Origin of the sequence: Nocardia sp. NPDC101769, from assembly GCF_044766925.1 — a bacterium.
Classification (GTDB): Bacteria; Actinomycetota; Actinomycetes; order Mycobacteriales; family Mycobacteriaceae; genus Nocardia.
On the sequence record NZ_JBIWMX010000006.1, the window covers coordinates 265,976 to 279,594 of the forward strand.

Here is a 13,619-nt window from a genome sequence, read left to right on the forward strand (position 1 = left end):
TTGATGGCGCGCACCGACTACTACAACGATCTCAACGCACCGGAGCCGAACAACATAGTCGTCGCGACTACCGCCTTTGTCCTAGACGATCAGGGACAGCTTCTGCTCATTCAACGGACTGACAACGGGCTATGGGCTGTGCCTGGTGGCGCGCTGGAGTTCGGCGAGTCCGTCCCGGAATGCGCGGTCCGCGAGACACATGAGGAGACCGGGATCGACATCACGATCGTCGGACTGGTGGGGATCTACTCGGATCCGCGACACGTGGTCGCGTTCGCCGATGGCGAAGTGCGGCAGCAGTTCTCGATCTGTCTGCGCGGCCGACCGATCGGTGGTGAGCTCGCGACCAGTACGGAATCTCGACGTGTGCAATGGGTTCCGCGCTCTTCACTCGACGAGTTCGATATTCATCCGTCGATGAGGCTCCGCATCGAGCATGGATACGCTGAGCGGCCCGAGCCGTACCTTGGCTGATTAGTTCATCACGACGGAGTCGACGACCTTGCGCGCAACCACGCTGATACCGGAGTCCAAAACCTCGGCACGGTAGGTCGGCCAATCCATGAGCTTCGGCTGGTCTCGTTCGGCGCCGCGGCGGATCATTCGCTTCTGGATCTCGTCCGCCGCAGCGTGTATCCACACCGTGCGGGTCTCCGTCGCGCTGTTGGCCTTCGTCTTGATGTAGGTCCCCAGTGACACCCCTTCGCGGGCTGCTGTCCGGACGTATTCGATGAATGGTGCGTCAACGACGACGAGATGGTGCTGGCCAATCATCAGCGCGTTCTTCACAAGGGCTTGGTAGACATGGGGACCTACGACGCGTCGATAGATTGCGCTGCCGCGGTCGTGCGGGTTGCCGGTGAGCTCGGACATCACCGCCTGTTCGAGGTCGGACGCGAAGGAGTCCTTGTCCAAGACCAATGCACCGGATTGCGATGCCAGCCATCTGGATACGCTCGATTTTCCGGCCGCAGGAAACCCGGATACGACGACTACGCCATGGGAGAGTCCGTCGGCGGCACGGAATAGCGCATCGCGGGTCGCTTTGCCCAAAACCTGGTTGATCGCCATCACACCCCTACAGCTTGTCCCCGAGCCGGGCACGGCGGTGCGCGGCCTTCGCTCGCTCGTCGGCCACCGATTTTCCGTAGCGGTCGAGCATCTGGCGGGAGCGCCAGCCCGCCAGCATCATGAGGTCTTGTTCCTGGCCACCATTTGCCAGCCAGGTGTGCGCGAACCAGTGGCGGAACTGGTGGGGATGGATGTGGCCAATACCGGCTGCGGCGGCGCGACGTTCGAGCATTTGGCGGATGCCGTGGTCGGTCATGCGGCCCTGATAGCCCAGCCAGAGCGAGGTGTCGTCTCTCTTGGCTTTCGGGTGTTTGGCGCGAGCTCGAAGGTACTTGCGGAGCGCGGTTCTGGTCTTGTCGCCGAACGGGGTCGTTCGAGGTCGGCGGCCCTTGCCGAGGACCAGCGCCGTGTTCTCTGTGAAGTCGAGGTCATCGATGTTGAGTCCGGCGATTTCTCCTGCACGACAACCGGTGTCGGCGAACAGACGGATGATGGCTGTGTCCCGTAGATCGTTGAAGTCGGTGCCGGCGCATTCGGCGAGAAGCTGGCGTAGCGCATCGTCGGCGGGAACCTCGACAAGTTGCTCTGGCGCGTCGGGCAGCGCCATCTTGTCGAACGGATCGGCGGGGATGATGTCTTCGGCGGCAAGGTATTTGAAGAATTGTTGGAGAGCACGGTAGTGGCTGCGGGCGTACTCCGCGGTGAGCGGCTTGCCGGTGCGCTTGTTCGGCCGTGTCAGTAGCGACTCGATGAACTCCCCGATGTGGTCACGGGTGACCTCCGGGCCGGTAGTTGGAAGGTCGTTCTCGACGAGGAACTCGATGAAATAGTCGATCCGGACGAGGTAGCCGTCGATCGTGAGCTTGCTGCGGTTTCGTCGGCGCAGCTCGGTGGCGAAGTCGTCCTTCAGTTCCCGGAGATCGTCTAGGTTTAGCGCCCCCATGCGCACTGATTCTACGCCGGAATACAAAGCTGGCGATGCTTTGTACTCGACCGCCTCGCGATCACTGCGCAGCATTCGCGCAGGCCAGAGGCCAAAAGTGGGGCGGGCGGGGCTCGAACCCGCGACCAATGGATTATGAGTCCACGGCTCTAACCGACTGAGCTACCGCCCCCGACCGCTTCAGATCACTGCGGGCTCCGCGAGATGCTACCGCTTCGGGAGGGTCGATGCCCACTTGGACTCGCTATACGGCGTAGCTATCGGCGATCTTGTTGAGTTCGAGCTGGTAGTAGAGGATGCCGAGGCCGAAGATCAGGTTCAGGACGAAGCCGAGGATGGGGTTGCAGGTGCCCTCGAGGCCGGCGGCTTCCTGGGATTGGCGGATTCGGGTGCCGGTGCGCCAGAAGCTGATGATGGCGGCGATACCGGTCCAGGAGAGGAAGAGCATGACCAGGAGGGGGCCTGCGACGGGGGCCTCGGGGTCGCGGCGGAGTTCGGCCATTTCCTTGTGGATCTTGTAGTACCAGACGAAGAAGTAGATACCGAGGGTGATGAGGGGCCAGACCAGCCAGACCAGCACCGGGTTGCGGGACTTGATCGGCGTGGCGAGGGCGGTGGTCATGTGGTGAATCCTTCTGTCGTCGTGCAGTTTTCGTAATTCCGGGCGAACCGGCTCGGGAAACGTATCCACAGGATCGTGACCGGATCGTGAAGCGCTAATCTGAGGCGGTCCACGACCGCAGGGAGGAACACGATGGCGAGTCTGTTCGCGAACGTGCTGAAGGCACATCAGTGGATCTACGAGAACAGCAACGGCCTGGTCGGGCACAAGCTGCTGTTCGGGAATCCGACGCTGCTGCTGCGCACGATCGGCCGCAAGACCGGCCAGGCGCGCACCAATGCGCTCACCTACGCGCAGGACGGCCAGGACTATCTGGTCACCGCCTCCAATGGCGGGTCGCCGAGGCCGCCGGGCTGGCTGGCCAATGTGAAGGCCAAGGCGGACTGTGACATTCAGATCGGCACCAAGCGGATTCCGGTCACCGCGCAGGCCACCTATCCGGACGATCCGGAATACGCGCGCCGCTTCCAGCTCGTCGACAAGGTGAACCACGGCCGCTACACCCAGTACCAGACGATGACCTCGCGTCCGATCGCCGTGGTGGTACTCACGCCCCGCTGACACGCGTACCGGGTGGACCTCGCGGGTAAGGGTCGACTATCCTGCGTGACTTGAGGGGAGTACTTCCCAAGAATCACTCCGGTCAGTACGGGCCGCACCGACGCGTCCCCCGGATGGTTGCCTGCGGCTGTGGCATTCGAAGACGCAGGTGAAGGAGACCTCGGCTGGTTTACCCTGCCCGAGGAGGTCCAATGAGTCCTACCCTGTCCGTTCTCGCGAGTTCCGCCACCATCCACAGTGTTGGTACGCCCTGGCTGTGGGGCGGGACGATCGCCGCGGTGCTGGCGCTGCTGATCCTCGACTTCGCGCTCACCCGCCGCCCGCACGAGGTGTCCATGCGCGAGGCCATCGCCTGGACCGTCTTCTACATCGCCCTGCCCATCGCCTTCGGCGTGTTCCTGTGGTTCAACAACAGCGGCACCTCTGCGGTGGAGTTCTTCACCGGCTACCTGCTGGAGAAGTCACTGTCGGTGGACAACCTGTTCATCTTCATGCTGCTGCTGTCCGCCTTCGCGGTCCCGGCGGCGTTGGCACAGCGGGTGCTGCTGTACGGCATCGCGGGCGCGCTGGTGCTGCGCGGCATCTTCATCGCCCTCGGTGCGGCTGCCCTGGCCACCCTGGACTGGGCGTTTCTGCTGTTCGGCATGATCCTGCTCGTGACGGCGGTGAAGCTGCTGGCCGACGCGGCCGGCGGGCACGCGCAGGAACTCGATGTCGCGAATATGAAGTCGGTGCGCCTGCTGCGCCGCATCTGGCCCGTCACCGACGATTACCGCGGCACCAAGATGGTGGTCCGCGAGGCGGATCCCGCCCAGCCCGGTAGGTTCCGCCGCGCCCTCACCCCGCTGGCGCTGGTGGTCGGCTCGGTCATGGCCACCGACGTGATCTTCGCCGTCGACTCGGTGCCCGCGGTGTACGGCGTCACCGGAGACCCGTTCCTGGTGTTCGCCACCAATGCCTTCGCGCTACTCGGTTTGCGCGCACTGTATTTCGTCCTGCACGCCGCCCTCTCCCGCCTGGTGCACCTGGCCTACGGCCTGGCCGCCATCCTCGCCTTCATCGGCGTGAAGCTGGTCCTGCACTGGGCGCACGGCATCTGGAGCGGCGTCCCCCAGATCCCAACGGCCGCCTCACTACTGGTGATCGTGGTGGTGCTCGCGACAGTGACCTTCACCAGCCTCCGCGCCACCCGCGGCGACCAGGGCCAGTCCCAGGAGACCGCGGTCGACGTGCAGTGAACCGCGCGGCAGCTGCGCGGGAACCGGCGAATAGCACTCACGAACCGCGCCGGCATCGACGTAGCGTGAACCCATGCTGCTGCACCGTTCCGGCCCCCTCGGCTCGAGCAGGTCGATCGTGCCGTGGACGCGCTGGAACTTCCGGAGGCGGCGTTGAAGACCTGTCCGTGCGCGTATGGCCGGTTTCTGCATCACTCCCCGACGGCGAGGGCACGGGTTCGGGTGACCCGATGGCGGAACAGTTGGGACGCACGGTGGTCGCGTGGTCGTTCGTGGCGCGACCGGGCGAGAAGTGCGTGCTCTGGGACCTGGACACCGTTGTGGGAGTGGACCATCCGTGGGGAATCCCATTGGAGCGGATCCACTCCATCGAGGAGGCGCTACGGGCGGGCTGACCGCCGATGTGAGCCCCCGCGGCGGTGGGTACTCGCTACGTCAGCTTCACTCGCGCCGCGAAGAAGCGGGCGACGGCCGGGGCGAAGCGGTTGAAGCGGTACTGGAGCCAGGCCTCGGGGGTGACCGGGACGACGTCGCGGCCCTGCTCGACGGCCTTGACGATCTGGGCGGCGACCTTCTCCGGGCCGTAGCGGCGTGCGGCGTAGAGCTTGTCGTAGCGCTGCTGCTTGGCGGCCTCCTCCTCGGCGGAGACACCCGAGAATCGGGTGGTGGCAACGATATTGGTGTGCACGATGCCGGGGCAGATGGTATGAACACCGATCCCGTTGCCCGCCAGTTCGGCGCGCAGGCAGTCGGAGAACATGAAGACCGCGGACTTGGAGGTGGAGTAGGCGGCGAAGCCACGCTGGGGGGTGTAGGCGGCCATGGAGGAGAGGTTGACGATGTGGCCGCCGAGGCCGCGATCGGCCATGGCCTTGCCGAAGGCGCGGCAGCCGTTGATGACACCGTGCAGGTTGATGTTCAGCACGCGGTCGAATTCGGCTGCGGGGGTTTCGAAGAAGTCGCCCGCCGCGCCGACTCCGGCATTGTTGATCAGGATGTCCGGCACCCCGTGGGCGGCGATGACGGCCGCCGCGTGCTCGGTGACAGCCGCCTCCGACGACACGTCCAGCTGGTAGGCGTTGGCCGTACCGCCCTCGCGCGCAATGAGTTCCGCGGTCTCCTTGGCCGAGTCCAGATTGATGTCGGAGAGCACCACCTCGGCCCCGCGCCGCGCGAACGCCAGCGCGGTCTCGCGCCCGATGCCGCTGCCGCCGCCGGTGATCACCAGCAGCTGGTTCTCGAAGGTGCGCTGCTCCCGGCCGACCTCGGCGCGCCGCAGCGCCCGCGGGGTCTCCCCCGTCCGCAGCGAGTCGATGAGTTCGACGGTGGAGGTGGCCAGCAGCTCCGGGTGGGAGAACGGCAGCCAGTGCCCGCCGCCGACCTCGCGACGGTACAGGTTGGGCGCCCAGTCCTTGGTGTCGTCGTAGCCGGCCGGCCGCACCGCGACATCGCGGCGCGCGATGATCAGCTGCACCGGCACGTCGGTGCGGCGTTCCCGCGGATCGCCCAGGCGCTGCAGGATATTGGCGCGGTAGATGCGCATGCCATCGAAGAAGTCGCGACGGAACTCGGGTCCGAGCTTGATGTTGGCCGGCGAGGTCTCGTTCATCAGCCCCACGAAGCGCGACCACATCTTCTCGGTGCCCAGCGGCTTGAGCACCACCCGCGGCACGCCCGGCGTCATGAACAGCCCGGTGTAGGCCGAGGACAGCAGCTGGGTGAACGGCCCCCACACCTTGCCGCGCGACAGGCTCGACCGCACCCACGCGCCCAGGTGGTCCAGATTGGGTCCGGACACCGAGGTGAACGAGGCTACCCGCCCGGCGGCCTGCGGCTCGCAGACGGCCTCCCACATCTCCACCGAACCCCAGTCGTGGGCCAGGATGTGCACGGGCGCAACGGGACTCACCGCGTCGGCGACGGCGAAGAAATCGGCCGCGAAGTGCTCGAGCCGGTAGTCCTCGATGCGGTCGGTGCGGGTGGAGCGACCGTGCCCGCGGGTGTCGTAGGTGACCACGTGGAAGCGGTCGGCCAGCAGCGGCACCACCCGGTCCCACAGATGGTTGTCGTCGGGCCAGCCGTGCACCAACACAATGGTTTCTGCCGAGGACTCACCGTATTCGTAGACGGCGATGTCGAATTCACCGCTGCGCACCAGGCGTTCGGCGGCGGGGATGACGATGGGGTGATCGGTCACGATCTTCTCCTCGTTGAGAGACGGCGCTAGATGTCGAGTACCAAACGGTCCCCGCCGCAACGGGATACACAGATGAGCATGTCGCCGGCCGCGCGCTCGGCGTCGGTGAGCACGGTGTCGCGATGATCGACCTCACCGGAGCGCACCCGCACCACACAGGTGCGGCAGAAGCCCTGCCGGCACGAATACGACGAGTCCGGACGGGCCTTCAGCACTTCCTCGAGCACCGACTTGTCGGCGGGCACGTCGAGGACCTCGCCGGTGCGAGCCAGCTCCACCTGGAAGGCGGTGCCGTTCACCACGGGCGGCGGCGAGAAACGCTCGGAATACAGTTCCACGCCGGGCATTTCGCGCACGGCGTCGGCGATGAGCTGAGTCATCACGACCGGCCCGCAGCAGTAGACGGAGGTGTCGGGACCGACGCCCGGCAGCAGCTCGGCGGCCGTGGGAATGCCGTGCTCGTCATCGGTGCGCACGGTCACCCGCGAACCGAAGGACTCCACCTCCGACAGGAACGGAATGGTGCCGCGGGACCGCCCGGCGTACACCATGCTCCACTCCGCACCCAGCCGGTCGGCCATCCGGATCATCGGCAGGATCGGCGTGATCCCGATGCCGCCCGCCACGAAATGCACTCGCGCAGCGGAGGATCCGTACCCCGGCAGTACGAACGGGAAGGCATTGCGCGGCCCCCGCACGGTGACCGGGGTACCGACCGCCATCTCCTCGTGCACCTCGAGCGAGCCGCCGTTACCGTCCGGAATGCGCCGCACCGCAACGCGATACGCGTGCCGGTCGGCCGGGTCGCCGCACAGCGAGTACTGCCGCACCTTCCCCGAGGGCAATTCGAGATCCAGGTGCGCGCCCGGCCGCCACTCGGGCAGCGCACGCCCGTCGGGTGCCGTCATCAGCAGGCTGATCACATCGGTGTCGTGCGCCTCGACCCGGCGCTCGGCCACGACGAGCGGAATCCGCCAGGGGTCGACGCGCACGTCCGGCTCGTGCCGGTTCACGAACGTACTCCAGCGCAAACGGCTTTCGGCGATGAAGTCCAGCACCCGTGTGGTGCGATCGGCGCGGCGCTTGCCGAACAGATCCTGCGGCGGCGCGACCGGGACGGGACGGATCGCGCTCACGACGCCAGCGCCCGGGCAGCCGGGGACTGCGCCAGGTAGGCCACCGCCTGCGCGGTCGAGCCGACGCCCTCCGGGTTGTAGCCCGGCTTGTACGTGGACAGCGCGCTCACCAGCAGCGACGGAATCCCGGGCAGTGAACCGCGCCACATGGCCGCGAAGATCCGCGCGATCAGCATCGGATAGCGATGATTGGGCAGCGACGGATCGGCGTGCACCAGGAACTTGCTGCCGCGCAGCAGCAGCGCGATGAAGATCGGGAAGACGATCAGCATGAGCGCGCCGCGGCGCACGTAGCCGACCTCGAAGTACTCGGCCACCTCGTGCGCGACCATGCGGTGCTCGACCTCTTCGGCCCCGTGCCAGCGGAACAGATCCAGCATCTGCGGGTCGGCGTCGAACTGCTCGAGGTCTGCATTGATCACCCAGTCGCCGAGGAACGCGAAGAAGTGCTCGAGCGCGGCGATGACGCCGAGCCGCTCCACGAGTTGCTGCTGCTGCGCCGCCGCGGAGGCCAGCTCCCGCGGGCCCAGGGTCTTGCGGAACAGGAATTCCGCCTGCCGCACGTACGGTTCGACATCGATGCCGTGGGCCGCGAGCACCGCTTCGAGTGCACCGTTGTGGCTCTCGGCATGCATGGACTCCTGTCCGATGAAGCCGATCATGGCCTCGCGCAGCTTCTCGTCCTTGACCAGTTCCAGGGCTTCGCCGAAGGTCACCAGGAACATGCGCTCGCCTTCGGGCAGCAGCATGCTCAGGGCATTGAGGACGTGCGAGGCGATCGGTTCCTTCTTCATCCAGACCGGCTCGGTCCGCGACCAATCGAACTGCACATTCCGGGCATGCAGGGCTACCTCTCCGGGTTCGGTCACCGGTCGGCGGCCCAGCTTCGGAAGTAGCTTCATCGGTACTCCTGGTCTCGTATCACGTTTGCTGCGTGAGCGTAGCAATATTCTACGCATGCATGAAACCCTGAGTTACACCTAAACTTGCGAGCCCTCCCCTGTACGAAACGACAAGGGAGCTCTCACTACGGAAATTCGTCCGATTCCCCGCAGTGAGAGCTCCCTCGTGCGGAGCTAGCTGTCGACGTGGACGTGGGGACGCTGGGAGCGGCGCGGGATGGCGCGGCGCAGGATCTCCCGGGTCACCGGCGCCACCTCGCCCTCACCGAAGAACATGAAACGCACCAGGTTCGTGAGCGGATTGCCCTCGGTCCATTCGAAATACACGTGCGGGCACTCGCCGGTGCGGTCGCGGATCGCGATCAGAATCGACGCGATGCAGTTCGGCACGGCCGCGGCCTCAACGGTGAGGATGTGGTAGTCCTCCACGTCCACCTCGGTCACATGCAGTTCGGTGCTGAACTCCGACGGGTCCTTCACGATGACCTCGAGGAACAGGATCGGCTCGTCCTCGGGGATGTGGCTCTCGCGGCGCTGGTCGGCTTCCTTCTCCGCGTACTCCTCCGGCGATCGCCCGTCGGTGATGTCGTGGGTGACGATGCGGATCTCACCGCGCTCGGCCAGCTGGTCGATCATCTGACAGGCCTTCTCGTCGAAGATCACCTCGACGGCCCGCAGCTCGAAGGCGCGGCGAACACGCGAGGCGAACGACACCACCATGATCGCCACCACGAACAGGATGGCCAGATGCAGACCGGCCGGCTTCTCGATGATGTTGTCGATCGTGGTGTACACGAAGATCACCGACACCAGGCCGAAGCCCAGCACGCGCGTGTGCTGCTTCTTACGCCAGGCCGAAATGGTCACGGCCACGGCCGCGGAGGTGATCAGCACCAACACACCGGTCGCGTACGCCGCACCCTGCGCGTCGACATTGGCGTCGAAATACCAGGTGATGCCGAACGAGACCAAGGCGAAAACCAGGGTCAGCGGCCGGATCTGACGCGCCCACTCCGGGGCCATGCCGAAGCGCGGCAGGTAGCGCGGCACCAGATTGAGCAGACCGGCCATGGCCGACGCGCCCGCGAACCACAGGATGGCGATGGTGCTGACGTCGTAGACGGTGCCGAACGCATTGCCCAGGTACTCGTGGGCCAGGTAGGCCAGCGCGCGCCCGTTGGCCTGCCCGCCCTCCTCGAACTCCTTCTCCGGAATGAGGATGGTGGTGATGAAGCTGGTGACGATGAGGAACGCGCTCATGATGATCGCGGCGGTCGTCAGCAGCTTGCGTGTGCCGTTGATGCGGGTGCGCGGGTATTCCTTGGAATCGGCCGGATTGCCCTTGATCTGCGGCATGACCGCGACACCGGTCTCGAACCCGGACAGACCCAGCGCCAGCTTCGGGAAGACCAGCAGTGCCACGCCGATCATGGCGAAGATATTGCCGTGCTTGGCCGTCAGCAGATGCGACCAATCGGTCACCAGGTGCGGGGCCTGCAGCACCTTCGCGATGCCGACCACGGCGACAACCAGATTCAGCGCCAGATACGCGCCGACCAGCCCGACCGCGATGCCGATGGCCTCACTGAACCCCTTGAGGAACACCGCCGCCAGCAGCGCCAGCAGGACCAGCGTGATGGTCATGTTCTGGTTCTGCAGGAACGTCGGCACATACGGGTTCTCGACGATGTGCGCCGCACCGTCCGCCGCCGACAGCGTCATGGTGATGGTGAAGTCGGTGGCCGCGAAGCCCAGCAGCACCAGGATGGAGATCTTGCCCCACCAGTTCGGCATGAACTTGGCGAACATGGCGATGGAGCCGCCGCCGTCATGACTCTCCCTGGCCACCCGGCGGTAGACCGGCAGCGCGCCCAGCAGGGTGAGCGCGACCAGCACAATGGTCGCCAGCGGGGACAGCACGCCCGCGGCAAGCGCCGCAATGCCGGGCTGGTAGCCGAGTGTCGAGAAGTAGTCGACACCGGTCAGGCACATCACCTTCCACCAGGAATGCTGATGTTCCTTGGGGGCCTTCTTGGCCATCGGGCCCGGGATCTGCGAGTAATGCTCCCCGGCGTCTTCCAGTAGCCAGTTCGCGAAACGCGAACGCTGCTGTACGTCGGTCGTGGTCAAGGAGTCCTCCCGGAACCCTGTTCGTCCGGTTTCCCGAAATATTCCGTAAATGACGTGACGAATGTACTCACGGCAAACCGGGCGCAGACAATGCCCGCGCCATTAGCCGTTCCGTCCGGTGTGCTAGCCCAGATAGGCCGCGATGGCAGTGACGATGGCCTGCGCGAATCGGGCGCGACCATCCGGTGATTCGATGACCGCGGCGTCGCCGGGATCTCGCATGTTTCCGCACTCGATGAGGGCGGTCGGGCGCTCGGAGAAATTCAGCCCGGCCAGATCGGCCCGCGGGTTCAGCCCGTCCGAGCCGACATAGGTCGAGGTGGTGAAGCCCGCGCCGACCATGGTGTCGCGCAGGGTGGTGGCCAGCTGCACCGACGGCCCGGACTGGGCGTCGTTCAGCGCGGGCGAGGAGTAGGCGACGTGGAAGCCGTGGGCGCCCGCGGGCGCGCCGTCGGCGTGGATGGAGACCACGGCCGCCGCGCCGACCCGATTGCCGAGGGTGCCGCGGTCGTTCACGCACGGGCCGACGCCGGTGTCGCTGTCGCGGCTCATGACCACCTGGTAGCCGCGGGCGCTGAGCAGGTCGCGGACGCGCTGGGCCACATCCCAATTGAATTCGTGCTCGGTGTAGCCGTCGTCGGCGCTGGTCCCGGTGGTGTTGCAGGGCTTCATGCCGCCGCGGCCGTCGGGCACCTGGGCATTGATCTCGTCGGCGTGGGCCGCACCGCCGCCGTTGTGCCCGGGATCGAGGACCACGGTCTGGCCGGCGATCGGAAACAACGGGCGGGCAGGAGCTTCCGGCACCGGGCGCGCGAGCGACCCCGAAACCGGTGCGGCGGCGAGGCTCTGGCCGGTGCCCGCGATCAGCAGGGCGCCGCAGAGGGCCGCGAGGGACTTCCAGGTTCGGTGTCGCACGGGACAAACGATAACGGTTGAATCACGAACGGGTAAGTCAGTGTTCGAGTTTGCGTAGGAGTTCGTGGAGTGTGCGCAGGTCGGCGGGGGTCAGGGCGGCCAATTCTGCGGGCGCCGGGTCCGGCGTGGCGAGGGCCTCGGCCACCACCTCCTGGCCCGCGCGGGTGAGCGAGATGAGCTTGCAGCGCCGATTGGTCGGGTCGATCTCGCGGATCACCAGGCCGCGCTCCTCGAGATCGTTGACCGCGACCGTGGTGGCGGGGGCGTCCATGGTGGCCTCCCGCGCCAGCTCCTTGGCGGTGAGCGGGCCCGGCAGCAACCGACGCAGGATGCGAATCCGGCTGAACGGCATGCCGGTTCGCTCCACCACCGCGCGCTTCCAGGTGTCGCGGGTGTCCATCACCAGGTGAGTGAGCTGCCGCCAGACCTCATCGGTCGTGGGCGTGTCATCCGGCATGAGCGGGGACCTTCTGTTCGAGCAGGGGGGCGACACGATCTCGCGAACGGTACGCCCAGTCGGTATTGGCGGCCACGCCCAGCGCGGTGACCGCGACGGCGAAACCAGCGATGGTCCACCACAATCCCGCGCCCGTGAGCGCACCACACAGTGCCACACCGAGACTCACGCCGACCTGGCGGCTGGTGGACGCCACCGCGGCCGCCGCGCCCGCGCGATCGAGCGGCATGCCGCTCACCGCGGTGGTGGTGATGGGCGCGTTCACCATGCCGAAGCCGATCCCGAACAGCGCGAAGGTGATGACCAGCTGCCAGATCGAGGTGTCCGGGTGCAGCAGGGTGAGGCCGATCGCCGCCACCGCCATCAGCGCACCGGAGGCCAGCAGCGACGGACGGGTGCCGTAGCGGCCCACCAAGCGCCCCGACAGTGGCGAGAAGAACAACATGCCCAGCGCCATCGGCAGGTACAGCAGACCGGTGTGCACGGCCGAGAAGTGCCGGGTCCCTTGCAGGTACAGCGACATGTCGAACAGGAACGCGCCCAGTGCGGCGAACGAGCAGACCGCGATGACGGTGGCAGAGGAGAACGGGAAGCTGCGGAAGAAGCGCAGGTCGATGAACGGCGACGGGTGCCGCGCCTCGTGCCACACGAATCCGGCCAGCGCCAGGGCGGACGCCACGAAGATCGCGGGCTCGCGTTCGATCAGGCCGTACACGAGGGTGAACAGCACCACGATCGCCAGCGCCTGCCCGATCGGATCCATGCCGCGCGGCTTGGCCGACTTCGATTCCGGCACATAGACGGTGGTGAGCGTCAGCGCGACCGCCACGATGGGCAGGTTGATCCAGAACACCGACTGCCAGCCCAGGCTGTCGATGAGCACGCCACCGACCATGGGCCCCAATGCCGTCGAGATGCCGACCACCGCGCCCCACACGCCGACCGCCCGGGCCCGCTCCACCCGGCCGGTGAAGGTGGTCGTAATGATCGACATGGCAACGGGATTCAGCATGGAACCGCCGACGGCCTGCACGAACCGCGCGCCGATGAGGACCTCGATGGTGGGCGCGATGCTGCACAGCAGCGAACCGAGCGCGAAGGTGAACAGCCCGATGCGGAACACGCGCTTGCGCCCGAACCGGTCGGCGGCCGCACCGGACAGCATGAGCAGGCTGGCGAGGGTGAGCGTGTACACGTCGACGATCCACTGCAGCCGCGACAGCGGCGCGCCCAGGTCGTGGCGGATGGTGGGGATGGCGACATTCACGATGGTCGCGTCCATGGACGAGATCAGCAAGCTCAAACAGCAGGTGATCAGGATGATCGTCTTCCGGCGCGAGCCCAGCTCCTCGACAGTTGTAAGCACACAATGATTGTGAATACACAACCGTTTCGGGCGCAAGGGACCACAGCGATGGCACAGATCACATGTGACGACAGGTTTTGG

14 protein-coding genes and 1 tRNA gene are annotated in these 13,619 nt (G+C 66.3%); 4 read left to right on the forward strand and 11 right to left on the reverse strand.

Translation table 11 applies throughout. The features are described 5' to 3' along the window. The first annotated feature begins 3 nt into the window (after nt 1–3). On the forward strand, nt 4–474 hold the full coding sequence (locus ACIRRA_RS13560) for an NUDIX hydrolase (RefSeq protein WP_402767105.1): 471 nt from the start codon (nt 4–6) through the stop codon (nt 472–474). Here the strand turns inward: ACIRRA_RS13560 and ACIRRA_RS13565 are convergent, their stop codons facing one another. The 4 genes from ACIRRA_RS13565 to ACIRRA_RS13580 all read right to left on the reverse strand — a co-directional run bounded on the left by ACIRRA_RS13565 (nt 475) and on the right by ACIRRA_RS13580 (nt 2,636). Further along, nucleotides 475–1,071: an AAA family ATPase gene (locus ACIRRA_RS13565; RefSeq protein ID WP_402767108.1), complete on the reverse strand. Its 597-nt coding sequence runs from the start codon at nt 1,069–1,071 to the stop codon at nt 475–477. Between the two features lie 7 nt (nt 1,072–1,078). After that, complete coding sequence (locus tag ACIRRA_RS13570; RefSeq protein WP_402767110.1) at nt 1,079–2,089, reverse strand: tyrosine-type recombinase/integrase; 1,011 nt, start codon at nt 2,087–2,089, stop codon at nt 1,079–1,081. A gap of 23 nt (nt 2,090–2,112) precedes the next feature. After that, nucleotides 2,113–2,186: transfer RNA gene (locus tag ACIRRA_RS13575), tRNA-Ile, on the reverse strand. A gap of 72 nt (nt 2,187–2,258) precedes the next feature. After that, nucleotides 2,259–2,636, reverse strand: a complete 378-nt coding sequence (locus tag ACIRRA_RS13580) for a DUF4234 domain-containing protein (RefSeq protein WP_402767112.1) — start codon at nt 2,634–2,636, stop codon at nt 2,259–2,261. Between the two features lie 132 nt (nt 2,637–2,768). On the opposite strand from ACIRRA_RS13580, the gene ACIRRA_RS13585 reads away from it, so the two are divergent. The 3 genes from ACIRRA_RS13585 (at nt 2,769) to ACIRRA_RS13595 (ending at nt 4,830) form a co-directional block, all read left to right on the forward strand. After that, nucleotides 2,769–3,197 (forward strand): nitroreductase family deazaflavin-dependent oxidoreductase, encoded by a 429-nt coding sequence (locus tag ACIRRA_RS13585; RefSeq protein ID WP_402767114.1) that lies wholly within the window; start codon nt 2,769–2,771, stop codon nt 3,195–3,197. Between the two features lie 191 nt (nt 3,198–3,388). Then, nucleotides 3,389–4,435 (forward strand): TerC/Alx family metal homeostasis membrane protein, encoded by a 1,047-nt coding sequence (locus ACIRRA_RS13590; protein WP_402767115.1) that lies wholly within the window; start codon nt 3,389–3,391, stop codon nt 4,433–4,435. A gap of 230 nt (nt 4,436–4,665) precedes the next feature. Beyond that, a complete protein-coding gene (locus ACIRRA_RS13595; RefSeq protein ID WP_402767117.1) occupies nt 4,666–4,830 on the forward strand; it encodes a hypothetical protein in 165 nt (54 codons plus the stop codon). 35 nt (nt 4,831–4,865) lie between these two features. On the opposite strand, the gene ACIRRA_RS13600 is transcribed toward ACIRRA_RS13595, so the two are convergent. The 7 genes from ACIRRA_RS13600 to ACIRRA_RS13630 form a co-directional block, all read right to left on the reverse strand. Next, nucleotides 4,866–6,632 (reverse strand): SDR family oxidoreductase, encoded by a 1,767-nt coding sequence (locus tag ACIRRA_RS13600; protein WP_402767118.1) that lies wholly within the window; start codon nt 6,630–6,632, stop codon nt 4,866–4,868. 26 nt (nt 6,633–6,658) lie between these two features. Continuing rightward, the gene (locus tag ACIRRA_RS13605) at nt 6,659–7,768 is read right to left on the reverse strand and encodes a PDR/VanB family oxidoreductase (protein ID WP_402767119.1); all 1,110 of its coding nucleotides are present in this window, start codon (nt 7,766–7,768) and stop codon (nt 6,659–6,661) included. After that, nucleotides 7,765–8,670: a metal-dependent hydrolase gene (locus ACIRRA_RS13610; protein ID WP_402767121.1), complete on the reverse strand. Its 906-nt coding sequence runs from the start codon at nt 8,668–8,670 to the stop codon at nt 7,765–7,767. Before ACIRRA_RS13610 ends, ACIRRA_RS13605 begins: the two co-directional genes overlap by 4 nt. A gap of 174 nt (nt 8,671–8,844) precedes the next feature. Next, nucleotides 8,845–10,710: an amino acid transporter gene (locus tag ACIRRA_RS13615; RefSeq protein ID WP_402767182.1), complete on the reverse strand. Its 1,866-nt coding sequence runs from the start codon at nt 10,708–10,710 to the stop codon at nt 8,845–8,847. 213 nt (nt 10,711–10,923) lie between these two features. Continuing rightward, complete coding sequence (locus ACIRRA_RS13620) at nt 10,924–11,715, reverse strand: N-acetylmuramoyl-L-alanine amidase (protein WP_402767123.1); 792 nt, start codon at nt 11,713–11,715, stop codon at nt 10,924–10,926. 37 nt (nt 11,716–11,752) lie between these two features. After that, the gene (locus ACIRRA_RS13625) at nt 11,753–12,172 is read right to left on the reverse strand and encodes a MarR family winged helix-turn-helix transcriptional regulator (protein ID WP_402767125.1); all 420 of its coding nucleotides are present in this window, start codon (nt 12,170–12,172) and stop codon (nt 11,753–11,755) included. Further along, on the reverse strand, nt 12,162–13,538 hold the full coding sequence (locus ACIRRA_RS13630) for an MFS transporter (protein ID WP_402767127.1): 1,377 nt from the start codon (nt 13,536–13,538) through the stop codon (nt 12,162–12,164). The genes ACIRRA_RS13625 and ACIRRA_RS13630 overlap by 11 nt, the downstream gene beginning before the upstream one ends. Between the last annotated feature and the right edge of the window lie 81 nt (nt 13,539–13,619).

Coding starts and splice junctions, on each gene's coding strand:
- ACIRRA_RS13560 (WP_402767105.1), top strand. CDS start 4: ATGGCGCGCACCGACTACTACAACGATCTCAACGCACCGGAGCCGAAC.
- ACIRRA_RS13565 (WP_402767108.1), bottom strand. CDS start 1,071: ATGGCGATCAACCAGGTTTTGGGCAAAGCGACCCGCGATGCGCTATTC.
- ACIRRA_RS13570 (WP_402767110.1), bottom strand. CDS start 2,089: ATGCTGCGCAGTGATCGCGAGGCGGTCGAGTACAAAGCATCGCCAGCT.
- ACIRRA_RS13580 (WP_402767112.1), bottom strand. CDS start 2,636: ATGACCACCGCCCTCGCCACGCCGATCAAGTCCCGCAACCCGGTGCTG.
- ACIRRA_RS13585 (WP_402767114.1), top strand. CDS start 2,769: ATGGCGAGTCTGTTCGCGAACGTGCTGAAGGCACATCAGTGGATCTAC.
- ACIRRA_RS13590 (WP_402767115.1), top strand. CDS start 3,389: ATGAGTCCTACCCTGTCCGTTCTCGCGAGTTCCGCCACCATCCACAGT.
- ACIRRA_RS13595 (WP_402767117.1), top strand. CDS start 4,666: ATGGCGGAACAGTTGGGACGCACGGTGGTCGCGTGGTCGTTCGTGGCG.
- ACIRRA_RS13610 (WP_402767121.1), bottom strand. CDS start 8,670: ATGAAGCTACTTCCGAAGCTGGGCCGCCGACCGGTGACCGAACCCGGA.
- ACIRRA_RS13615 (WP_402767182.1), bottom strand. CDS start 10,710: ATGGCCAAGAAGGCCCCCAAGGAACATCAGCATTCCTGGTGGAAGGTG.
- ACIRRA_RS13625 (WP_402767125.1), bottom strand. CDS start 12,172: ATGCCGGATGACACGCCCACGACCGATGAGGTCTGGCGGCAGCTCACT.